This window comes from Methanosarcina sp. UBA5 (genome assembly GCF_002505485.1).
Taxonomy (GTDB): domain Archaea; phylum Halobacteriota; class Methanosarcinia; order Methanosarcinales; family Methanosarcinaceae; genus Methanosarcina.
The window spans coordinates 44173-64696 of record NZ_DAVG01000109.1 but is presented as its reverse complement, the minus strand read 5'-3'; the positions used below and the strand labels follow the sequence as shown (position 1 = coordinate 64696).

The 20524-nt window shown below is 38.7% G+C and carries 22 protein-coding genes; 6 read left to right on the top strand and 16 right to left on the bottom strand.

Annotation, left to right across the window (positions count from 1 at the left end):
* The first annotated feature begins 617 nt into the window (after nucleotides 1-617).
* The 3 genes from BP621_RS12825 (at nucleotide 618) to BP621_RS17120 (ending at nucleotide 2129) form a co-directional block, all read left to right on the top strand.
* On the top strand, nucleotides 618-1241 hold the full coding sequence (locus BP621_RS12825; protein WP_292390568.1) for a restriction endonuclease: 624 nt from the start codon (nucleotides 618-620) through the stop codon (nucleotides 1239-1241).
* A gap of 577 nt (nucleotides 1242-1818) precedes the next feature.
* Entirely contained in the window at nucleotides 1819-2043 is a 225-nt protein-coding gene (locus BP621_RS12820) for an ArsR family transcriptional regulator (RefSeq protein ID WP_292390566.1), read from the top strand.
* Nucleotides 1971-2129 (top strand): helix-turn-helix domain-containing protein, encoded by a 159-nt coding sequence (locus BP621_RS17120; RefSeq protein ID WP_349682081.1) that lies wholly within the window; start codon nucleotides 1971-1973, stop codon nucleotides 2127-2129. The genes BP621_RS12820 and BP621_RS17120 overlap by 73 nt, the downstream gene beginning before the upstream one ends.
* A gap of 85 nt (nucleotides 2130-2214) precedes the next feature.
* Here BP621_RS17120 and BP621_RS12815 read toward each other — a convergent pair whose 3' ends face one another.
* The 10 genes from BP621_RS12815 to BP621_RS12770 form a co-directional block, all read right to left on the bottom strand.
* Complete coding sequence (locus BP621_RS12815; protein WP_292390564.1) at nucleotides 2215-2931, bottom strand: polysaccharide deacetylase family protein; 717 nt, start codon at nucleotides 2929-2931, stop codon at nucleotides 2215-2217.
* Nucleotides 2906-4036: a glycosyltransferase family 4 protein gene (locus tag BP621_RS12810; RefSeq protein WP_292390561.1), complete on the bottom strand. Its 1131-nt coding sequence runs from the start codon at nucleotides 4034-4036 to the stop codon at nucleotides 2906-2908. The genes BP621_RS12815 and BP621_RS12810 overlap by 26 nt, the downstream gene beginning before the upstream one ends.
* A complete protein-coding gene (locus BP621_RS12805; RefSeq protein ID WP_292390559.1) occupies nucleotides 4012-4974 on the bottom strand; it encodes a lysylphosphatidylglycerol synthase transmembrane domain-containing protein in 963 nt (320 codons plus the stop codon). The genes BP621_RS12810 and BP621_RS12805 overlap by 25 nt, the downstream gene beginning before the upstream one ends.
* Before the next feature lie 932 nt (nucleotides 4975-5906).
* Nucleotides 5907-6305 carry a hypothetical protein gene (locus tag BP621_RS12800; RefSeq protein WP_292390558.1) on the bottom strand — a complete coding sequence of 133 codons (399 nt, stop codon included), beginning with the start codon at nucleotides 6303-6305 and terminating at the stop codon, nucleotides 5907-5909.
* Between the two features lie 63 nt (nucleotides 6306-6368).
* Nucleotides 6369-6602, bottom strand: a complete 234-nt coding sequence (locus BP621_RS12795; protein ID WP_292390556.1) for a DUF5602 domain-containing protein — start codon at nucleotides 6600-6602, stop codon at nucleotides 6369-6371.
* A 170-nt stretch (nucleotides 6603-6772) separates the two neighbouring features.
* The gene (locus BP621_RS12790; RefSeq protein ID WP_292390555.1) at nucleotides 6773-7408 is read right to left on the bottom strand and encodes an iron-sulfur cluster assembly scaffold protein; all 636 of its coding nucleotides are present in this window, start codon (nucleotides 7406-7408) and stop codon (nucleotides 6773-6775) included.
* 106 nt (nucleotides 7409-7514) lie between these two features.
* Nucleotides 7515-8681: a cysteine desulfurase family protein gene (locus BP621_RS12785; RefSeq protein ID WP_292390599.1), complete on the bottom strand. Its 1167-nt coding sequence runs from the start codon at nucleotides 8679-8681 to the stop codon at nucleotides 7515-7517.
* A gap of 238 nt (nucleotides 8682-8919) precedes the next feature.
* On the bottom strand, nucleotides 8920-9339 hold the full coding sequence (locus tag BP621_RS12780; RefSeq protein ID WP_292390597.1) for a DsrE/DsrF/DrsH-like family protein: 420 nt from the start codon (nucleotides 9337-9339) through the stop codon (nucleotides 8920-8922).
* Between the two features lie 17 nt (nucleotides 9340-9356).
* Nucleotides 9357-9584, bottom strand: coding sequence for a sulfurtransferase TusA family protein (locus BP621_RS12775; RefSeq protein ID WP_292390554.1), 228 nt, complete (start codon nucleotides 9582-9584; stop codon nucleotides 9357-9359).
* A 174-nt stretch (nucleotides 9585-9758) separates the two neighbouring features.
* Nucleotides 9759-10178, bottom strand: coding sequence for an HIT family protein (locus tag BP621_RS12770; RefSeq protein WP_292390552.1), 420 nt, complete (start codon nucleotides 10176-10178; stop codon nucleotides 9759-9761).
* Nucleotides 10179-10511: 333 nt separating this feature from the next.
* Between BP621_RS12770 and BP621_RS12765 the strand changes: the two genes are divergently transcribed.
* Together BP621_RS12765 and BP621_RS12760 are read left to right on the top strand one after the other, a co-directional pair.
* The gene (locus BP621_RS12765; RefSeq protein WP_292390550.1) at nucleotides 10512-10823 is read left to right on the top strand and encodes a SemiSWEET transporter; all 312 of its coding nucleotides are present in this window, start codon (nucleotides 10512-10514) and stop codon (nucleotides 10821-10823) included.
* Nucleotides 10824-10949: 126 nt separating this feature from the next.
* Nucleotides 10950-11273 carry a DUF5518 domain-containing protein gene (locus BP621_RS12760; RefSeq protein WP_292390548.1) on the top strand — a complete coding sequence of 108 codons (324 nt, stop codon included), beginning with the start codon at nucleotides 10950-10952 and terminating at the stop codon, nucleotides 11271-11273.
* Between the two features lie 248 nt (nucleotides 11274-11521).
* On the opposite strand, the gene BP621_RS12755 is transcribed toward BP621_RS12760, so the two are convergent.
* The 6 genes from BP621_RS12755 to mdh all read right to left on the bottom strand — a co-directional run bounded on the left by BP621_RS12755 (nucleotide 11522) and on the right by mdh (nucleotide 19507).
* On the bottom strand, nucleotides 11522-14026 hold the full coding sequence (locus tag BP621_RS12755) for a CARDB domain-containing protein (RefSeq protein WP_292390545.1): 2505 nt from the start codon (nucleotides 14024-14026) through the stop codon (nucleotides 11522-11524).
* A 662-nt stretch (nucleotides 14027-14688) separates the two neighbouring features.
* A complete protein-coding gene (locus BP621_RS12750; RefSeq protein WP_292390542.1) occupies nucleotides 14689-15861 on the bottom strand; it encodes a chromosome segregation ATPase in 1173 nt (390 codons plus the stop codon).
* Between the two features lie 206 nt (nucleotides 15862-16067).
* On the bottom strand, nucleotides 16068-17021 hold the full coding sequence (locus BP621_RS12745; protein ID WP_292390541.1) for a tyrosine--tRNA ligase: 954 nt from the start codon (nucleotides 17019-17021) through the stop codon (nucleotides 16068-16070).
* 38 nt (nucleotides 17022-17059) lie between these two features.
* Nucleotides 17060-17791, bottom strand: a complete 732-nt coding sequence (locus tag BP621_RS12740; RefSeq protein WP_292390539.1) for a tRNA(His) guanylyltransferase Thg1 family protein — start codon at nucleotides 17789-17791, stop codon at nucleotides 17060-17062.
* 17 nt (nucleotides 17792-17808) lie between these two features.
* A complete protein-coding gene (locus BP621_RS12735; RefSeq protein WP_048107757.1) occupies nucleotides 17809-18066 on the bottom strand; it encodes a PRC-barrel domain-containing protein in 258 nt (85 codons plus the stop codon).
* 517 nt (nucleotides 18067-18583) lie between these two features.
* Nucleotides 18584-19507, bottom strand: a complete 924-nt coding sequence (gene mdh, locus BP621_RS12730) for a malate dehydrogenase (RefSeq protein WP_292390533.1) — start codon at nucleotides 19505-19507, stop codon at nucleotides 18584-18586.
* Between the two features lie 237 nt (nucleotides 19508-19744).
* Here mdh and BP621_RS12725 point away from each other — a divergent pair, with 237 nt between their 5' ends.
* The gene (locus BP621_RS12725; RefSeq protein ID WP_292390530.1) at nucleotides 19745-20494 is read left to right on the top strand and encodes a ribonuclease H-like domain-containing protein; all 750 of its coding nucleotides are present in this window, start codon (nucleotides 19745-19747) and stop codon (nucleotides 20492-20494) included.
* The last annotated feature ends 30 nt before the right edge of the window (nucleotides 20495-20524 follow it).

Genomic DNA, 20524 nt, shown 5'->3' with positions numbered 1-20524 from the left:
CTGATACAACATGTCAAATGTCAAGCCGATCTTTTCTCATCAGCTTCTCCACTTTTTAATTACTATAAAACTTACATAATTGAACTGAAAAATCAAAATTTCCCTAAATTAAGCTCTGAGTAATGAAAGACCTGTTTTTGTGCTACTGCATTAAGCTGGCTAATTTGGTCATTCTTCCAGCTTAGTTGATCGCTCATCAGGCTGATCCGCTTTTTCAGATCTTCAATTTTTACTTACCAAAGAACATTTGAATTCAGTATTGAAAATAGTCTTTTCAAAAGACAGTATATTTATATTAAAATATTCTTTTAATTGACAAGTTGCTCTTAGATTTGAATTATCTTTCGCTAGAGAGACATTTGTGTATTACATCATGAAATGTCATACCAAACGAAGGTAAATTTTCGCCGAAATCTAAATGAAGTCCGAGAATTCCACGAAAACAGAAAGTTGCCCCGTGATTTATAGACTATCCGAAAAGTGGTTATCTACTATAATTTTACAATAGCAGGATGCAAAACTGGAATGAATACTCCGAGATTATAGACTTACTGCTACTTTTCAACATACACTACGGATTTGCCGGTAGACTCTTAAAAACAGAAGGAAGTTCATTGATGAAAATAATAAAGAGAGGAAAACGAAGAAAACAACATCGCTTTGTTACTGGAATATTTAAGATCGTGCTATATCTTTTTCTAAAATTAATAAAGCTACTGTTTAGTTTTCCAATTTACTTACTGAAAGCAATGTGGCGGCTGTTTAGTTTCTCAATTCTTTTACTGAAATCAATGTGGCTACTGTTTAGTTTCCCAATGCACTTACTTTATAAATTTATAAAGCGGCTGCTTAAGAAAAAATCAAAACAAGCACTACCCACATTAGCCGAAATAGATGAAATGAATGGATACAAATTTGAAGAATTTATGAAACACGTTTATGAACAGTTAGGATATTCAGTCTATCACACTCCATTCTCAGGTGATCAGGGTGCAGATCTTATTTTAACCTCAAAAAGAAGAACAAGAATCGCTGTTCAGGTCAAACGATACTCGGGTAAGGTTTCAAACAGTGCAGTACAGGAAGTTGTAGCTGCAAAAGGTTTTTACAAATGCACCGAGGGTATAGTAGTTACAAATAGTTATTTTACCGATTCCGCAAAACAATTAGCTAAAGCGAACTTTATTGATTTAGTTGATAGAAATGAGCTTGAAAAGATGATTAATACTGTCCTGAATTAAGCTTTGAATGTATACCGCTTGCTTTTGTGCAACCTCGCTAAGCTGGCTTATCTGGTCGTTCTTCCGGCTTAACTGATCTCTAATTAAATCTATCTGTTTTCCCATATCTTCAATTCCTTACTTGCTACAGAAAAATCGAGTTTAGAAAAGCATAGATAGAAAAATACTCAAAAAAAGAGAGTTTTCCACTGGATACTTATCATCAGAATTCCATTATAGTTTATTATTTTTATAGAGTCATATTGAGCATTCATTTCAAATAATATGATATTATACATTGGGACTTACGGATTTGCCTGCTTTGCAGGCGACTTTCGAGTTTTTTAATTTTTAATCTAATTCGTAGATTGGATTTCTGATATATTGACTTACAGCATTTCTTGTAATGTTTAATATTGTCTCAAATCATGTAATTCCTGTTTTTATTCTTTGCAATTCAAATCTGAGAAATGCTTTTAATGCCATCAGAATATGCGCTCTCTGCACAGTATTTCTCCTTGCCTGACAGCGTTCTATTCCATAAAACTGTTTTATTCCTCTATTATACTCTTTATTTATTCCTTATTACTTTGATTCAATGCTTATTGATATGATTGATAAAGAAAATATTCAGCTTTTCAAGGCACTGATCGAAGATACAAGGTACGGGGTTATCAAGGCCCTTCTTGAGGCTGAGCGCAAATGTAAGGAAAATCCGGTGAGTGCAAAGGAGAGCTATGCGCCTGCGAGATCCCTGAACTCATTGGTAGAACTCAGTCCAATACCTCAATGCACCTTGCGAAATTGGAGCATTGTGGAATAATTAAAGTAAAAAATGAAGGAAAAATGAGACCCTATTCCATAGAAAACGATAAGATCAGGAAGCTTTTGGAAGTTCTTGAAGAATAATTTGGTCATTACTTCGGTTAAAACTCAACAGGCAATATTGGTATCTTCTCACAGGAAAAGGGATTTGTTTACTCTTTTCAGGCAATTACTTATATTTTTCAAGGTTCGCTCTTTCTTGCAGAGTTAAAAAACCGTAGTTTTGATCTTTTAAAGCGTGGATTAAGATTTTAAGGTTGTTTAGGGCTTTTTCTCCAGTATTGAACTTGCAGTCCAGGCGTATAGATGTGTCTGACATATCCACGAATTCCCAGGGATGGACAAAGATGACAGGAGATTCCCAGCGCTTGAGTAGCGGGATAAAAAATCCCGGAGGCAGCCTTATAAATGAAGAAGTAATCGTCGCAGGAACCCTTATTATTTTGCCTTCAATCTTGCTCCGGGGAAATGGAGGCTTATATGCTGCAATGGATGAATCATACCTGAAACCCTCATCTTCTAGAAGCCCAAGATAATTTTTTGGGAACTGGAGGTTTGGAGCTCTGAAAGAAACCAGTTTTCTTTCAAACTGCCTCAGAACTTTTCCAGCTTGTTTAATAGCAGTTCTGGCTTCTTCCTTATCAATTCGATCAAAACGCGTATGCGTGTATCCATGACACCCAAGCTCATGTTCCTCTTTCGGAATTCTGTATATAAGGTCAGGATACTGCTCAGCCATCATTCCGGTAACAAAAAAGGTTGCTCTTATCCTTTCTTTTTTGAAAAGATCCAGCAACTTAGGCAGTCCTTCTTCCATGCCTCTCGTACTTGTAAGCATAGGGGGACAGTCTTCTTCCACATCAACGGTTATTGTTATATTTTTCATGAATGACACTTCTATATACCCTGCTTGTCTGCTCACATATTCGGTTCCAATCATAGTTTGAAAGCCCTCTTAAAGCTTCCCTAGAAAAGGAAGTTCGCAGGGCTGGGGTTTCTATCAGGTTCTCAAGATAGGATGAAAATTCAGTAAGGCTGTCTGCGAGATATCCGTTTACACCATCCGTGATAATATCCGAAACCCCACTGTTATTCATTGCTACAACAGGAACCTCTTTTGACATCGCCTCCAGAATCGAAATTCCAAAAGCTTCATTAATCGAGGGAAGGGCAAAGATATCTGCCTGTTCCAGATATCTCATCACTTTTTCTCTGGATACTTCTCCTGTAAAGTAGAAATTTCCGGATAAGCCTGCCTCTTCTACCGTGATTTCAAGCTTTTCCCTGAGTGGGCCGTCTCCTATCATTACAAACAGCAAATTTTTATGTTTTTCCAGAAGTGAAGGGGCAAGAGCTACAATGTTTTGAACACCCTTTTTCTTTGTCATGCGTGCAACCGTGACAATTACAAGTTTTCCTTGAGTGTTAACAGGAAAAGGGACTTTGACAATTTTGTCTTCAGAATCAACTCCATTAAAAATCCGGTAAATAGGCTTTTTTGTCATTAGTTTTGAGTCTTTTTCAACTGCCGAACTGACAGCAATTACAGAATCTGCGTTTTTTAAGAGTAATTTACCTATAAAATAATAAAGAAGACGATATGGTGTGTTTCCAACAAGAGAATGATTAGTAACAACTGCAGGAATTCCAAGTTTTCTGGATGCAATAAGAGCACTCATACTTAGAGGAGAATCCAGCCCATGGGAATTGACAATCTCATAATTACCATTCTTCAAAAGACTGAAGAGTTCTTTATATGCACTTGGCATAAGAAACCTATTCTGTCCGGGTAAAGGTCTACCTTTGACCCTTATTACTGATACACCGTCCCTTATACTGTGTTCAGGGACACCCGGGTAGCTTCTTGTAATAACGCTAACCTGATATCCATGCGTGGTCAGGGTTTTAGCAAGGGTGTGCATGGAATACTCGATTCCACCAACCTTTGGAAAATACCAGTCACTTATCAATGCGATTTTGTGTTTTTCCATATCTTAAACCCTCCATAATAAAATAGGTAAAGGAACCCTATCAGGCTGCTAAGCCCGTAGGAAATAAAACGCTCCAACAAAACGAAACTACCTGCGGAGGCGAGAGGTAACCCAAAATATAGAAGCAAGGAGATTAGACCCCCTTCAACTATTCCTATTCCTCCAGGGGTTACTGGTAGAAGCCCGAGTAGAAGATACAATATTGAAACTGCTGAAATAATATACAGAGAGAGAGGAATATTGAGAGCTAAGGCAATGAACTTTAAACGTATTATATCAAGAATCCAGACCCCACAAGAGAACAGGAGAACAGGAATAAAAGATCTGTAAAGTTTTTTCCAGTTTTGCTTTATATCTTTAAGAAAGACAATGAATCTTTCCCGGAAGATCCATACCAGCACTCCAGTTGCAAGGAAGGTCAGGAGCAACAGATAAGTTGAATTTAAGGTCAGAATACTTTTTTGGGGCAAGAATTTAATTTCTAAAGAGGGAAAGAGGTATAGTACATAGAGTAAGAGCAAGATAATGGGAATCGCTTCAACGAGCCTTTCAAAGAGCATAGTTATGAAAGCGTCAGTATAGCTTATCCCGAAGCGCTTGTTAGCCCAGAACATCCGCAGGGGTTCGCCTCCTGTCCGGTTCGCTGGAGTCATGTTATTCACAAAAATTGCTCCGAAAATAATTGGAAAAAGGTCTGTAGCTTTAAGGGTGTAACCAATGCAGTAGAGTACCCGTTGCCATCGGACTGCAAATAAGTACACACTCAACAGGTAAACTAAGAATGCCAGAATAACATATTGAATCCGTGCTTCAGTGAGCATTTTCAAGCTCTCTCCAAGGGCAGGTACAATCTCTGTCCAGTAAGCACGGATCAGAAATACTCCCACTGTAAGCAGTAAGAGAGTCGCAATGGCTTTCTTCAATGTTCCCTGGTTCAAAAATACACCTTCATAGGGATTTAGAGTGAAGTTTCTGTGTATATTCTTTATAATTAAAATCTATTCCTGTCTGAATTTTCCATTAATTGAGATTGATTGTACTCTGGATCCGGTACTTCTCCGGATTGAAAAAGACATATAAAAAGACATATTTAAAATATTCTTTTTTTACGTATCAAAGACCACATCTCTACATGTCCGAGGCTATAACCCATTAAAAGGTATTTCTTATCTCCTACCTGATCCCATTCTTATTTTTAGGTTCTTTTTATATAATACCTGTCATTATCGTTTTTTCCAGATTTAACTCTAGATTTTTAGTTTTGAATTGAAACCTAGAGTTTCTAATATAGTTTCTATTATAGTTTCTATTACTATTTTTCCAAATTTCTTCTTTTTATCAAATTTTCTTTGCTTACATTTATACTGATTGTAATCTCACAAGTACTATATCCTATTATGAAAAAGTAGTAAGAATTTCGTTTGGGGTGGATTTTTCTTTTAAATTGAGGGATAAAAGTATATGTTATATAGAGAACTTGGTCAAACGGGCAAAAATATCTCAATACTGGGATTAGTACCATAGGCTTTCGGTTCCGTTGCAAAAATTTTAGAATAAATATGTAAATATATGAATAATGAACAAAAATTAAAATATCCAAAAAGATAAAATAGCCAAGAAGATTTTACTAGGAGAGTTTACTAATATTATAAATATTCCAAATAAGTGGTTGATATATTTAGTTCGTTAAGACCAGAATAATTTAGATTCTTGACTTGTCTTTTTAACCATATTCTATGAAACCTCAATTATCGGCTTTTGCACCTGTATTGGGATAGGAAAATAACGGACATATTCCAACCTGAGCTTGTTTGAGCTAAACTCATTTGAGAGGAGAAAATACTCCTCTCTTCATTTTTAAAACTAAAACTCACCTGAGAGTCAGACCTTCAAGGGCCAGTGTATACTCCTTACCTGTATCGTTATAGCTTATGGAATAGTTCATAGGGTAGTATGCACTTGTGGGATAGCATTCCGGAAGTTTAAGCTCTTTTGTTATTTCTGGTTTTGTCTCAAGGAAGGCTATTGTAGCCATAGGTTCGACAAAAACCATTTTCCCACCATAAAATCCGTAAATGAAGGTCTCATTAAAAGGCTGTCCGTTAAACTCAGGGGCTTTAGGATCTATCCAGTGCGCACCCATTCTGGGCACTCCCCCGGGCGTGGGAACATATCCTTCCGGAATATATCCGGGAGCCGGCCTTTTTGATACATTCTTACAATCTTCCCCAGATGCTGTAATTTTATCTCTTTCTTCAGGGCTTATCATGTAAAAGTGGAAATCAAAGTGCGGTTTGTCGTAAATTCCCTGAGGTTCATGCCCATGAGGGTTCTAGTCAACTGCAATGTGATTATAAGCCGTAGAAGCTGCTTCTTTTGGTAGGGCAAGTGTATATTCCACATCTGGTCCCTCTGTCTCTGGAAGCCCTTTTAGGGCTGATTCTGTGAAGGTTACTCCTATTGATGAAGGATTTCCTTTTGTGTCAAGTTTAACCCAGGAATAAACCGTTCCATTGCCTAGGGTTTTGCTTTCCCCCTTAAAAGTCTCTGTTTGGTTCGGCTTCACAACGGAGTTTTCTTTTTGTGGCTGGGACTCCCCTATTACACAGCCGGAAAAGACAATTGCAATTGCTGTGAGTAGACATAAATAGTATGTAGGTTTTCTACCTTAATATTACTCCCTCCCTATATACTGTTTTTATTTTTCTGAAACAGTGATACAAACTTCTATTCTCGTCAGGCCGTAAACACCACATCAACCTTTTCGACATCCCATAAAGACCCCAGTTTTTCCATAATATCTTCTTTTATCGCTGGAGCAAATTGATGGTTTGCAGGCAGGTCTACAACCACCCTCACTACTCCATCTTCAACGCTTGTTCTCAGGATAAGGTTTGTACGAATTATATCAAGGCCAGTCAGGGGGTTCATAACGTGCTTTAGTCTGCTCCTGACAACTTCTTCGGTGGTAGGTTCTTTCTCGGTTACAAGCCCGTGTTTTTCCTCATAATCTTTGATTGCGGCACGCAGGCCCTCAACTGCAAGCACTGAGCAGTGGGCTTTGATCGGAGGGAGCCCTCCAAGTTCTTCCGAAGCCTGCTTCCATGTTATTTTCTTTGCTTCATCAAGAGTCTTTCCACGTGCAAGATCTGTAATAACCGAGCCTGTAGCAATGTTTGATGCGCACCCGTAAGACTCGAATTTTATATCTTCAATAACCTTGGTATCGGAATTGACCTTTATGTACACCGCGACCATGTCCCCGCAAGCTGGGCTTCCTTCAAGGCCTTTTCCATCAGGATTTTCGATCTTTCCCACATTGTGCGGGTTCTTAAAATGCTCCAGCACTTTTTGACTGTAAGGAAATTTCATTGTCTCACCTTATCTTTTTATAAATTTCTTTGATCGTCTTCTATGATTGACTTCTGTGATCGCCTGTATTCTGCTTTCCCGTGCGATTTTTTCCACCATTTTCCATTCATTTCCTTGCAAGGGGACTTATTTCCCTGAGCCTTGCTACGATTTCACTCATTGCTTCAATTGCCGCATCAGCATCCTTAATATGATTATAGCGCCCGAAGGTAAAGCGTACTGAGCCATGTGCTCTCTCATGGTCTCCTCCTATACCTCTGATTACATGGCTGGCTTCAAGGGAACGACTAAAACAGGCTGAACCCGTGCTTACTGCAAATCCCCTCATGTCCATATGCAAAGTTATGGATTCGCCTTCTACATAGTGGAAAGTCAGGTTTGCGTTCTGAGGCAGACGTTTTTCCCGGCTTCCGTTGAGGGTAACTTCCGAAATTTCGGAAAGGGCTTTATCAATTACGCGGTCTCTCATCGCTTTGAGCCTTCTGTTTTCCTCGTCAGTTACAAGTTCTATAGCCTTTGCAAAACCGACGGCTGATGGGATATCTTCTACCCCTGCTCTCAGATTAAACTCCTGAAAACCTCCGTCCATGAACTTGGTTATTGGAGTGTCTTTTCGGATGTAAAGCGCACCTATTCCTCTTGGACCGTGAATGGTATGGGCAGACATTGTGATCAGGTCTACGGGCAGTTCCTTTACATTAAGAGGGACTCGGGTAAAGCTATGAGTAGCATCCGTATGCAGGAGCACGTCTTTTTCTTCGCATATTTCCGAGATAGCTTTCAAATCCTGCACTGTTCCTATTTCCTGATTCCCCTGTTGAATTGAGACAAGAACTGTTTCCTTTGTAATCGCGTTTTTAAGCCCTTCGAGATTTACAAACCCTTCAGCATCGACATCCAGGAAAGTCGCACTAAAACCCTGTCTTTCGAGAGCTTTTGCTGTATTCAGCACGGGAAAATCTTCTATCTTCGAGACAACAACATGTTTTCCTTTCTTTTCTTTAAGAGCCAGCGCGATTCCTTTAAGTGCAGTGTTGCTTGACTCAGTGGATCCGGAGGTAAAGATAACCTCTTCTGAATTTGCATTGAGCTTTGAAGCTATGCTTTCTCGGGACCTTTGTAGTGCTTCTTTTGCGTCGATGCCCATAGAATAGCCGAATTCCGATGTTGCTACTGCATATGTATCAAAAAAATAGGGCTTCATTGCTTCAAGTACCCGCTCATCCAATCGTGTGCATGCGGCATTGTCAAGATATCTTACATTCTCAAATATTTTTTCTCCCTCCCCATTCGAAATAATCAAATTTGGATTTACAGTTAAATCTTAGATTCTCCAGTAAGTTCTTGGGCTTTAATCCAATAAATTCCCAGGATAATAATTTCCTGGATTGTAATTTCTTAGACAGTTATATTAGATGAATACAATATACCTAAATCAGGCTAAATCACGGAAAAATTCGATTATCGTGACGATTTAAATCTAAATTTTCACTCTAAATCTTACTCACGTATTAAATAAATAGAGTTACGTTTGCATTCCTTGCTTCCTGAATATACGAACCCACAGCTCCCCATTCGTCTATCCAGTCCGTTCTAAGCTCCTCTTTACTCAAGCCCATAATTTCCATGGTCATCTCGCAGGCGATTATTTTTCCGCCAAGTTCCTTGAAATCATTCATCAATCTTTCAAGTGAAGCGACATTGGCTTTGTTCATTCTTTGTTTGATCATCTGCCTGCCAAGCCCCAGCATATTCATCTTGGAGAGTGGCCCTTTATCAAGCTCTCCTTTCTTCAAACGCATTAGACCCCAGAAGGTAAAGTATATGGAGGCTTCCATACCCATTGCCAGGGCTCCGTTCGCAATTATAAGTGCACTGTATACTTTATCCATATCACCACTGTGCAGGATAATGACCGTCTTTTCCCCCATTTTCATTCCTCTCCGGCTTATCTCCGGATCTTTATCTCCCACTCTTTGCCTCCTTCTTTATCTTCAATCTCCAGCACTTTGAGCCCCATTGCTTCGCAGGCCATAGGAATCTCCTTTCTTGACGCCGGATGTGTTCCCTTCACAATAACAAGATCCCCCGGAGAGGCTTTCTTTAAGGCTTTTCTGCATTCCACCAGAGGAATTGGGCAGGTCTGCCCTCGAACATCTATTTCCATTTCTGCCATTATTATTGCCCCCCAAAGTAAGAGAAACGGAAGGATTCTGACAACAGTTTTGCCTGTTGTCTTTCCTTAAATTCATTATATTCCAAAAAATATATTATCGTTTCTCATTGAAAACTCTATCTAGGAAATATTCTGTCTGGAAATTACTTCTCTTATTGTAATCCTTCTTTCTTTTCAGAGCGATCTCCTGATCTTTTCCGCAACTTCTTTCAGATTGGCAGTATCGGGCTCAGTCCATACTATTGATTTAATTCCTCTCCCACCATCTCCTTTTCTCCTGGGAATAACGTGTACATGTACATGGGGAACCTCCTGTCCGGCGACTTTACCATCATTGATTCCTATGTTCGATCCCTCTGCCGAAAATGCCTTTTCGACTGCAGCCGTAATCTTCCTTGCAGCCTCAAAAAGCGAAGCAACACTTTTCGCATCCATATCCGTAAACCTGCTGAAATGCTTTTTAGGAGCTACCAGAGTATGCCCTTCGCTTGCCGGAAAAACATCAAGAAATGCAAAAACAGCAGCATCTTCGTACACCTTCTCTGAAGGAATTCTTCCTTCTATTATTCTACAAAAAAGGCAATCTTCCGTCATAACCATATCCCAATAGAGTTTTAGGGGATACGCTTATATCAGGGTTCTGTTTCTTTCGCAAACTCTATATATCAATAAAAAAATTAATAAAGTAACCATTCCTTAATTGATCTAACTGGGAGCCTTAGCCCTCTTGAACGAAGCGAAAAGGGCCCTGTCCTCCCGAGACTGAACTCGGGCAGCGAAAAGAGCCCCGTTCTCCCGAAACTGAACTCGGGCTGCAGAGCCGCAACTTTGTCGAAAAGGGTATCGTGCTGTTGCGATTACATCGCAACTCCCAGAAAATCTCCTATTTTCTGTGATCCCTAAGCGAAACTCGGGACGTGAAATCCAATGATCGGTTATATTGCAGGTGCACTGACAACTGTAGCTTTTGCTCCACAGCTTCTAAGAGCTTTGACTACGAAATCTACAAAAGACGTATCTCTTATGATGTTGCTTTGTTCTACTTCAGGCATGCTTCTCTGGTTGCTTCATGGTATCCTGGTAAATGATTCCGCCCTGATCGCTGCAAACAGTATTTCTTTCGTACTTGCTTTCTTACTGCTGGGGCTCAAGCTTAAAAATGACTATCCGGATTTTGTTCTTAATTTTGGTAGTAAATCCGGGAAATCTGAAAATGACTTCCTTCCCTCTCAAAAATAATTTTAAACGCCCAACATATATTTATAAATAATTGAATCAAATTTATTGTAATAACGATGATTTGTACTTTCTTTACTGTTGGGGGTGGAAATAATAGCTAGAGTTTTGGGTGGGGCACTAATAGGTATGGTCTGTACTTTTGTCTTCTATTTTATTCCAATAGTAAATTCCATAGCTCCTTTTCTGGGTGGTCTTTTAGGAGGCTATTATGCAGACGGAGGTTTCGGAGGAGGGCTTAAGACCGGAGTTCTGATGACTGTTTTCATGATTATTCCGGGTTTTCTTCTTGGGGGATTTCTTGGATCGATACTCAGAGACGCTCCTGTTCTTGGGGGATTTGTAGCTGCCTCTACATTCATAATTACAATGGTCATTGTAGCTCATACAGCTGTAATAGGTATAATTGGCTCGGTAGTTGGAGCTGTCCTGGCTGAAAAGGGAGAAATTTGACAGTATGGCCTCGCTTCTAAGATAAAGTTCGAAAATCGATAGTCTCCGAAGAATGTCTATAAATAACGTTCATTCGATAATGAATATCTCTAATCCTGAAGAATATTACCCACGGAAACTTAAAATGAAAATATGCAAATTTTGATTAAGATCCAGAAGAGCTCAGATTTCTGGCTACAAACTTGCTTTTAACTACCTTTATCTAGAAATAATATTTTATAAAAATAAAATCATGAATAAAAAGTTTTTCAGATCTTTTTCTTCACCACAAAGTACTCTATAAGAATCAAGAACAGAGGCAGGGAAATTGCCATAAATATTTTGGCCTTCCCCATAGGGTTTTTGATTCCACTGTCCTTATCTGCGCTTCCGTTGTGGACACTCGTTTTTGCTTCACCGTCCAAGTTTATCAAAGTTTCCTCCTCTCCTTGTCCACTGGCTACCGATACGTTTTCCCTACCGGCGGAATAATTGGTTATTGCAAAGCAGGAGAAGCCAGGCGTTTTCGATTTAAAATAAACGTAATTCGTATCTTCTTTAACTTTTTCGGTATAGAGAGGCTGCCAGCCTTCATTGTACCACTGAAGAGTTATCTCGGACTGATTAATATTGTTCTTTTCAAGCCATTCCTTTTCAACTTTGAACCTTATAATTCCATTTTTAAAATAACCAGCGACTCCTGCTCCATTATTCCCTACCCAGATATTCACATGTTTATATATCCTACCAGAAGGAAGTCCTGATACAAAAATAGATTTATTTTTGAGCATTTCTACAATTGTCGTAGTTTTCTTTAGTGTCTTTGTTGGGTCAAATTCGATATATGTAATGCATGTTGCACCTTCCAGAAAATCGAACTTGACGTGATAACCACTTTGAACGTTCCTGGTGGAAAGCTCCTTGGCATCTACGTTGCTTACTGGTTCTTTTGAGAGACTAACGCCTCCTGAACTGCTACTGGAGGACCCGGAACTCTTACTTCCTGAACTATTGCTGGAATATCCGGAACTTTCGCTTCCTCCCTCATTGCTTGAAACTGTTTCTTTATATACGGTTGCGGTTTTTGTAAACCCATTATTGGTTTCATCACTTTCAGACACAACGTTTCCTGTATCCACGGTTGCTTTTACTTCTATTTGCCCTTCATTTGCAGGAGTCCAGAAAAAAGTGCCTGCTTTTGCTTCACCTGCTGCAAGGGCTGGTGTCGATATAATCCCCATATAATTCTCATTGTTTCCCTTGATATCATACTTAATTTCGCTGTTCTCCGCAGTTGCATAACCGTTGTTCTTCACTGTTACCGTAAATGTTATATTCTCCCCAGGATGCGGTTCTTCAGGACTCAGAGATATCGACTCTATTTTCAGGTCCGGAAGTTCACGTTTTATATTTATGACTTTTGACATTTTATTATTGTCTTCATTACTTTCACTAATGGTATTCCCGGAATCTGCAACCGCTGTTACACTGATGTTTTCTTCATTTCCAGGGGTAAATGAAAATCCTGAACTTGTATTTGCCCCTGCTGAAAGTTCAGGGATAGAAATCTCTCCTTCTGAAGCTCCGTTAAAACTGTATTTTGCAGTGCTACTATTGGCAGTTGCCTCTCCCTTATTCTTTATTATCATGGTAAAGTTCAAAGGTTTTCCGGCTTCAGGTTGTGTCGATGATTCTGGATATAAGTCTTCAATTATTAGATCTGGAAGCATTAGATCTGGAAGCGACTCTTTTGCTATATTTGCAGAGATTTCTTTCTCACTGTTCTCTACGTTTTCTAAAGCTGCCTTTATTGTTACAGTTTCTTCCTTGTTAGGAGTTGTCCAATTATGAGTTATCGATTTTTCTGATCCAGCCTCCATTTGAGGCACTTTTTCTTTTTTTTCAGTTCCGTCAATTTTATATATTATATTCGTTGGCTCCGAAGCTTCATTTCCAGTGTTCTTAACTAGTGCAATAACAGTTACTTCACTATCCGTTTTCGGATTTTCAGGGTCAATTGAGAGGCTTTCTATTATAAGATTCGAAGATTTCTCTTTTCCCACTCCCACTACTACTTCAATCGTTTTTTCGCTTTCTCCCACCTTTGCCTTTATATTTACTGTACCCTCTTTTTCTGGAGTCCAGGTAAATGAGACTGACGAGCTATCTCCCGAATCTATTTTCGGTACTTTTACTGTTTTTGAGTCTGCTTCCCCTATTTTGTACATTAATTCGGTCGGCTCCGAGACTCCAGTTCCAGTGTTCTTGACTAATGCATTAACAGTTACTTCACTATCAGGCTCCGGATTTTCAGGGACCGCCGAGAGGCTATCTATTATGGGATTTGAAGATTTTTCTTTTCCCACTATGACCTCAGTTGTTTTTTCGTGATCTCCCATTGTTGCCGTTATCTTTACTGTGCCCTCTTTTTCTGGAGTCCAGATAAATGAGACTAACAAGGTATTTTCCGGCTTTATCTCTGGTATTTGTATATCTTTCGAATCTTCATCCCCTATTTTGCATACTGCCTCTGTTTGCTCTGAGACTGCAGTTCCCTGGTTTAATATTGCTATTTCAATGGTTACAGCTTCTCCGGGTTCTGGATTCTCTGGATTACACGAAATACTCTCAATTGTCAAATCGCTAGTTGAATCTCCCGGATCCGTTCCTTTTTCATCTGCAGCATATGCCACGCCTGGGATCATCCCAGAAATTATTAGCATTATCAATAATACGGAAATTACAGAACTAAAAAAATCGGCTTTCATTTTCATCGGCCTCTACCCCTACATCCATAAACCGAAATTTTCGGTGCATCAGTAGCTTATTGATTTGTGATCATACAGTTCCTAAAAATAACATTTCTGATCTTTAATTTTCAGTGAGTGTCCCAATATAATGCTAGTCAAAGTCGAGGGTATTTTTGCTCCAAACAAATTCCTTATCATCTAAACTTCTAATGTTTATGCCTAAAGTATACGCATTTAATTTTATATTTCCCTTTAATTTCTTTATAAATATAAAGAAAATTTATCTAATTATTCTTTATATATTAAGCATTATTACCAAATAACAAAACTCTGGTATTCTATCCCCTACGTCAGTTCTCTATAATTAAATTTCTATTTTTTTTCATGTATACATTCTTATTTATAGTTTTTATGTTCTACATCTGGATGACTGTTTTTATATATCAACATTCATATCTTTTCCCAGAAACTTCTACTTAATTTTTGAACAATTTATTTTGAACTGTTAAAAATTGCAATGTAAAAGTAATAATTGTAAAAATAATCGAAAAACAGTAACACAAAAAATTAATACACAATAAATAAATTAAAAAAACAATAAAAAGAAAATTAAATATTAAAATTTCAAAATTTAATCTAAATTTTAAAGTGACACTTAAATCTCAAAAATAAAATGCCAGAAAAGTCTAAACAATCAAGTATTTTTTATCTTTGACTTGAGTTCTGCTGTCAACACCAAGTATTCCGGCAATTTCAATACCTTCACTTCCAACTTCTGCCAGTTGTGTGTAGATTTCGGCCCTCGCTATGTATTTTTCAGTCCGTGTGCCATCAGCTTCTTCCATTTTGATAGTTATCTCTTCTTTATTGTGCCCTTTTGCCAGGCATTCCTGGACAATTACTCCATACTGCTCGGCAACCACTTTCAGGCAATCGAAGATCTGATTGGTGGATATGGCATCCTCTTCGTCAAGGAAGACTTTTGAAAGGGTATAAGTGCAAATATTTGCCCTGAAATAAGCCTGAACTTTTTCAGGAATTCTTGCCAGGCTTTCCATATCTATAAAATCCCCAAGCTCTTTATCAGCGGTGATTTCCTTATCGTCTTCATATACGAAATACCTGTGATCTCCGCCTTCGATCCTGAATTTCCGGTTTGCTTTTTTGTTTTCCAGGGCTATACGTACATTTCTCTGGGTGTCATATTCCAGGAAAGTTATGAGGAATTCAGAAAGGTTCTGCATTTTTATTTTTTCTTCTTTTCGCAGGATGCCTGCCCGCGCCCATCCTGGTAGGCTTAAGTTTCCAAGTAGTTTTTCTACTGTCAGGATTTCTTCTGTAAATGTAAGCCTGTAATGATACTGCAAACCCGAAACCCAACCTTCCATTTTTCCTGAAATGCCATTTGTACTGCTAGAAAGTTCAAATCTCTTTTCAGCTCCGTAGATCCCTAAGATTAAAAACCTGCTAAGAACTTCAAGTATTTCTTCTTCCACTTTTTTGTATTTATCAGGAGTCTCATTCTCTATTTTTGTGCACTCGGTTTTGAGGATTTCTCTTCTTTTTCCGAGATTCTCACTGCAGGTTTGCAGGACTGCGTTAGTACAGGGTATGATATCCTCTATATCAACTTCATTTACTAATTTTCTGAGTAAAGTTTCAAGCTTCTCTTCAAAATTATTCATTCCTTCTATTCTACTTTTCAATTCATGAAGCGCTTCTTTCTGCTTGCACTTTATCTCTATTATGGAGTTTTCCAGGGGGATTACTCGGGAAGTTATATCTAAAAAAGTTTTCAGATCCTCAATGAAATCCCGCTGTACAGGCAGTTCCGTAGAGTCCTGGTAAATATATTTCATAAAAGCACCCTGAATAGCTAAACGACCCTTCAAATATTCTATGACCTATAGCTATATAACGTTTTATCCAGAGGCTTTCTCCATTTCTAAAACAAGTCTCTTGTTTTAAGCAACGAGTCTTACATGAACCTATGTCTTATACTTTGGACGCAGGTCCTATACTTAATTTTCTCTGAAGTGGCCGGAGAGCCCGGCCATCCCATAATTTAGAGCAGAACTTTCCGGACAGGATCCAGAATCTCATTTATATACTTTGCGGCTGAATTTTTCAGGTCCATAGGATGAACACTTTCTGCCGCAAAAGCATTTTCCATCTCTTCGTAACTTGTATATGTTATATTTCCCCCGAATTTCTCAGGTCTCTCTACGACAACAGTTTCGTATCTGGGAAATATATGGTAGCGGAAAAGGGCAAGAATTGGGTTCTCTTCTGTGTCTCCTATCTTGCAGTAGGCTTTCTTGAATTTTCTATAGATTTCTTCTTCAGTATCGTCCACCGAAATGAAGTTCTCCTTTGATGAAGCCATCTTGGTTCCGTCTAGTCCCAGGAGAATTGGGGTATGAATGCAGATTGGGGTTTCGAATCCGAGACTCTTTAGATTTTCACGGGCAAGCATATGGATTTTTCTCTGGTCAATACCACCAACTGCGATATCAACTCCAAGCATGGCAATATCAATAGCCTGCATCAGTGGATATACCATCTGAGAAACAGTTGGGTCATCCATAGCACGCCCGACTTCATCCATGCTCCTGCGAGCCCTATTCAGAGTTACTGTCCTTGAAAGTTTGAGAACATTTAACATGTACTCTGCTCCAAGCTGATAGTCAGACCCATAAACGAAATCGGTTTTTTCTTCATCAAGCCCGAGGGCAATAAAGCAGCGCCTGTTATAGTCTGCAGTCTTTCGGACTTCTTCAAGCGTGCCTTTCCGATTAAGATAAGCGTGAACGTCCGCAAGCAGGACAGTAATTTTAAATCCGGCTTTTTGGAGATCAATTAGTTTATTTACTGTAAGAACGTGCCCCATATGGATTTTACCGCTAGGTTCGTATCCTACGTAGGCACGGGGGACTTCTTTTTTATTAAGAAGTTCTTCAAGTTCTCCTTCAGTTACGATTTCCTGAACATTTCTTTTAATAAGTTCGAGTCTGTCCATTGCCTCTACATTCCTTTTATTTTCTTATTCTCAAAACCTTAATTCCTATTAATAAGTTTCTGTAAAAACGCCATACCTTCTTCGGATTTAAAGTTCGGGATTTCCCAGTTTTGAATGACCCTTCTTCGCAGAGATTTTGTTTCTTTCTCAAGTACAGGATTAAAGCCCGAGATTTCATATTCTTCTTTTGAAATAATGACTCCTCTCCTCTGCCAGGCAGGAAGCATTGCAAGATTGATTCCTCTCCCAAAAAGCATTTCATGGATTTCCCATTCTTTTTTTCCTCTGAGAAATCTCGAAGCCTCAATCTTATTTATTCCTTCATTCCTCAGGGTATAATATCCCCAGGCTGCCACAAAATTGCGCCAGGCTTCAAGCTGCCTCCAGTGAAAATACGCAGGAATCTCCTCTTTTTGAAGAACTACTATTCTGGAGTCAAAAGCTACAGAGTTTTCAAGCTGCAGATTTATTGTAAGTGCACTTCCCAGAAAGCTCGCTATGACAGAATCAATTTTTTCTACTCTCCCCTCAAAGGGAAGTTCCATAAAGAGAAAGCTAATTTCATCCGAAAAAGTGTAGGCAAAGAGAGGGCTTAAACCACTTTTCTTGATAAAAAGCTCAGCAGTATCCGCCATTGCCCTGGCGAAAGTTTGATCATAGGGTTTTCCAAAGCCCAGACCCCTAAGTACATTTTTAAAATTCCTGCCGTCCGCGCGCACAACCACCGGAGGGATACAGCGCATTTCAGCATAAATTTCCCGGTCTTTCATGTACTTTTCAGATTTACTTAATCTTCTTTTCGCTTTTTGTATCTCTGGATGACATCTCTTACTATTATGATATCTGCTGCCGTTATAACCCATCGGTAAGGAATAATTACGCCCCTGCTAGTCAGATCAAAAAGTTCCCTATTAATATCCGAAATAGCAAGCCCGGTAATTTTCTGATCCTCTATATCAATTACGAGGTCCTGCAACTTCCCTACATACACACCAGCGTTTGTGTAGACGTTTAATCCAAAAAGTGATGTAAGTTCTGCGCGCATTATATCCCTGCTTTGTAAATTAATTTAAATCTTTCTCTTAACCTTATATGAAAAACATATTTATATATCTTACAGTTTTGCCAATTTATATAATTGCCAGTTTTATCTCATATTTTCAGGTAAAATAGAATTTTCAGTCATTATAATAATAATCTTTATATTTAAACTAGCAAGAGGTAAAAGTGGTCTTGTTTGTTGAATTCTTTATCCGACGTTTGAACTAAGAAAAGGGAGTACTAAGTGTATTAAGCTGCTTTTACTTTTATTTGCTTAAAGGATACAGCTATTTACCGCTTTTCTTCAACTGTCGAGAATGAGACTGATACCTTTTCTACCAATCTGGCATTCTATCATAGAGTTTTTCTGGCTCACAGGCAAATTACAGATAAGATCTGATTACCTGTGAACAGAACCCCTTATTTTTTATACAATCATTCTTTTTATTCTAGTTTAATTCTCTTTGAATCTCAGTTTATCTCTTATCCCAGCCTGTTTCTTTCATTCTTTCATATTTCTTTTATACTTCCAGCTGTGAAATCACATTTCGAATAGTTTCTGAGGATTTCCTGAGAATCTCGTATTGGCTTTCATCCAGTTTGAGTTCAAGGATTTCTTCGACTCCGGATGCCCCAAGCTTTACGGGTACACCGAAGTAAATGCCTTCCTGTCCGTATTGTCCCTCAAGGTAAGCCGAAGCAGGCAGAATTCTCTTTGAGTTTTTAATCACGGCTTCCGCCATCGAGACAATAGCCGCCGACGGGGCGTAAAAAGCGCTTCCCTGTTTAAGAAGTTCCACAATTTCGGCCCCTCCATTTATTGTTCTATCTACCATCTTGGCAATTCGATCTTCTGGAACCAAGTCCGTGAGCGGAATTCCTGATACTGTCGTATACTGAGGAAGAGGTACCATCAAGTCCCCATGTCCTCCTATAACCATTGCCTGTACATCTTTTTTCGAGCACTTCAGTTCTTCCGCAATAAAGCTTGAAAAACGTCCCGAATCCAGAACCCCGCTCATCCCGAATATTTTTTTTGTCTCAAAACCTGTTGATTTCATAGCTATGTAGGTTATAATGTCAAGTGGATTTGTGACATTGATTACTATCGATTCTGGAGCATACTTTGCGATATTCTTGGAAACCTCTGCTATTATTTTAGAATTTGTTTTAATCAGATCCTCCCGAGTCATTCCGGGTTTTCTTGCAATTCCTGCTGTAATAATTACAAGATCAGAGTCTGCGATATCTGCATAATCATTGGTCCCAGTTATTGACGTGTCATAACCTTTTATTGCTCCTGCTTGTATAAGGTCGAGGGCTTTCCCTTGTGGTAGCCCTTCCACAATATCTGTCATGACAATTTCACCAAGTTCAAGTTCAGCTAGTCGCTGGACTGTAGTCGCCCCTACATTTCCTGCACCAATCACGGAAATTTTAGCCATCAACTGCACACCTGTGTTAAGCAATTTATTTTTTGAATAATTTTGGAATCTCTAACTTTAAAAATTTATCTCGTAACGTGACTCTTTATTACCGGCTAGCTACTATTGTTATATCTATCTGTGTTCGCACTTTATACTATATCTAGTTCTTGAATTTGTTGTTTTTTTCTTTTGAACACTTTCAGATTTCATGCAGTATTTTTATTAAATATTACCCCCAAATGGTCCAGGGGAAACATGCTGAATAATACATATATTCATATCCCAGGTGTAGGGAAAGTCCTTGAACAAAAAATCTGGGCTCAAGGCATACATACCTGGAAAGAATTTCTTGAGATGGAAGACCAGATTTCCATACCTTCATCACGAAAGGCCAGAATTTGCGAAGAGGTGAGGAAATCTTCTGAACACCTTGGAGCAAAAGATTATTGTTTTTTCTCACAATGCCTTCCTTCTGCCGAACATTGGAGGGCATATTCCTTATTCTCCGATTCTGCCGCATTTGTAGACATTGAAACAACAGGACTCTCTAAATCTCGGGATAAAATTACCATTGTGGGAATCTATGACGGAAAAGAATCAAAAACATATATAAAAGATATTAACCTTGATGACATTGTAGAAGAACTCTCAAAATACAGGCTACTTGTATCCTTCAACGGTGCCCGTTTTGATTTACCTTTCATAAAATCTGAATTTCCCGAAATTGAGTTCAAGCAGCTCCATATAGACCTTATGTACCCCTTAAGGCGAATAGGGTACAGTGGCGGTTTAAAAAAAATTGAACAATTACTTGGGATCACCCGAAGCGACGGTACCGAGGGTATAACAGGGTTTGATGCCGTAAGGCTCTGGAAAAAATATGAGAAAGGAGATCGTGAAGCTCTGGATACACTTATTAAATACAACAGAGAAGACACAGTTAATCTGAAAACTATTATAGAGCTTACCTACCCTAAAATGGTTGAAAAAGCTCTGAATGGCTGAGAGGTATAATCTTTCAGATTCTAAATAACA

Excerpts from the sequence above, each read along its gene's own strand:
- BP621_RS12775 (WP_292390554.1), bottom strand. The coding sequence starts at position 9,584 with ATGGCAGAAATGGAAATAGATGTTCGAGGGCAGACCTGCCCAATTCCT.
- BP621_RS12825 (WP_292390568.1), top strand. The coding sequence starts at position 618 with ATGAAAATAATAAAGAGAGGAAAACGAAGAAAACAACATCGCTTTGTT.
- BP621_RS12750 (WP_292390542.1), bottom strand. The coding sequence starts at position 15,861 with ATGAAATATATTTACCAGGACTCTACGGAACTGCCTGTACAGCGGGAT.
- BP621_RS12790 (WP_292390555.1), bottom strand. The coding sequence starts at position 7,408 with ATGAAATTTCCTTACAGTCAAAAAGTGCTGGAGCATTTTAAGAACCCG.
- BP621_RS12755 (WP_292390545.1), bottom strand. The coding sequence starts at position 14,026 with ATGAAAATGAAAGCCGATTTTTTTAGTTCTGTAATTTCCGTATTATTG.
- mdh (WP_292390533.1), bottom strand. The coding sequence starts at position 19,507 with ATGGCTAAAATTTCCGTGATTGGTGCAGGAAATGTAGGGGCGACTACA.
- BP621_RS12780 (WP_292390597.1), bottom strand. The coding sequence starts at position 9,339 with ATGGGGGAAAAGACGGTCATTATCCTGCACAGTGGTGATATGGATAAA.
- BP621_RS12735 (WP_048107757.1), bottom strand. The coding sequence starts at position 18,066 with ATGCGCGCAGAACTTACATCACTTTTTGGATTAAACGTCTACACAAAC.
- BP621_RS12800 (WP_292390558.1), bottom strand. The coding sequence starts at position 6,305 with ATGATAAGCCCTGAAGAAAGAGATAAAATTACAGCATCTGGGGAAGAT.
- BP621_RS12810 (WP_292390561.1), bottom strand. The coding sequence starts at position 4,036 with ATGGAAAAACACAAAATCGCATTGATAAGTGACTGGTATTTTCCAAAG.
- BP621_RS12725 (WP_292390530.1), top strand. The coding sequence starts at position 19,745 with ATGCTGAATAATACATATATTCATATCCCAGGTGTAGGGAAAGTCCTT.
- BP621_RS12760 (WP_292390548.1), top strand. The coding sequence starts at position 10,950 with ATGGTCTGTACTTTTGTCTTCTATTTTATTCCAATAGTAAATTCCATA.
- BP621_RS12740 (WP_292390539.1), bottom strand. The coding sequence starts at position 17,791 with ATGAAAGACCGGGAAATTTATGCTGAAATGCGCTGTATCCCTCCGGTG.
- BP621_RS12765 (WP_292390550.1), top strand. The coding sequence starts at position 10,512 with ATGATCGGTTATATTGCAGGTGCACTGACAACTGTAGCTTTTGCTCCA.
- BP621_RS12820 (WP_292390566.1), top strand. The coding sequence starts at position 1,819 with ATGCTTATTGATATGATTGATAAAGAAAATATTCAGCTTTTCAAGGCA.
- BP621_RS12745 (WP_292390541.1), bottom strand. The coding sequence starts at position 17,021 with ATGGACAGACTCGAACTTATTAAAAGAAATGTTCAGGAAATCGTAACT.
- BP621_RS12815 (WP_292390564.1), bottom strand. The coding sequence starts at position 2,931 with ATGAAAAATATAACAATAACCGTTGATGTGGAAGAAGACTGTCCCCCT.
- BP621_RS12770 (WP_292390552.1), bottom strand. The coding sequence starts at position 10,178 with ATGACGGAAGATTGCCTTTTTTGTAGAATAATAGAAGGAAGAATTCCT.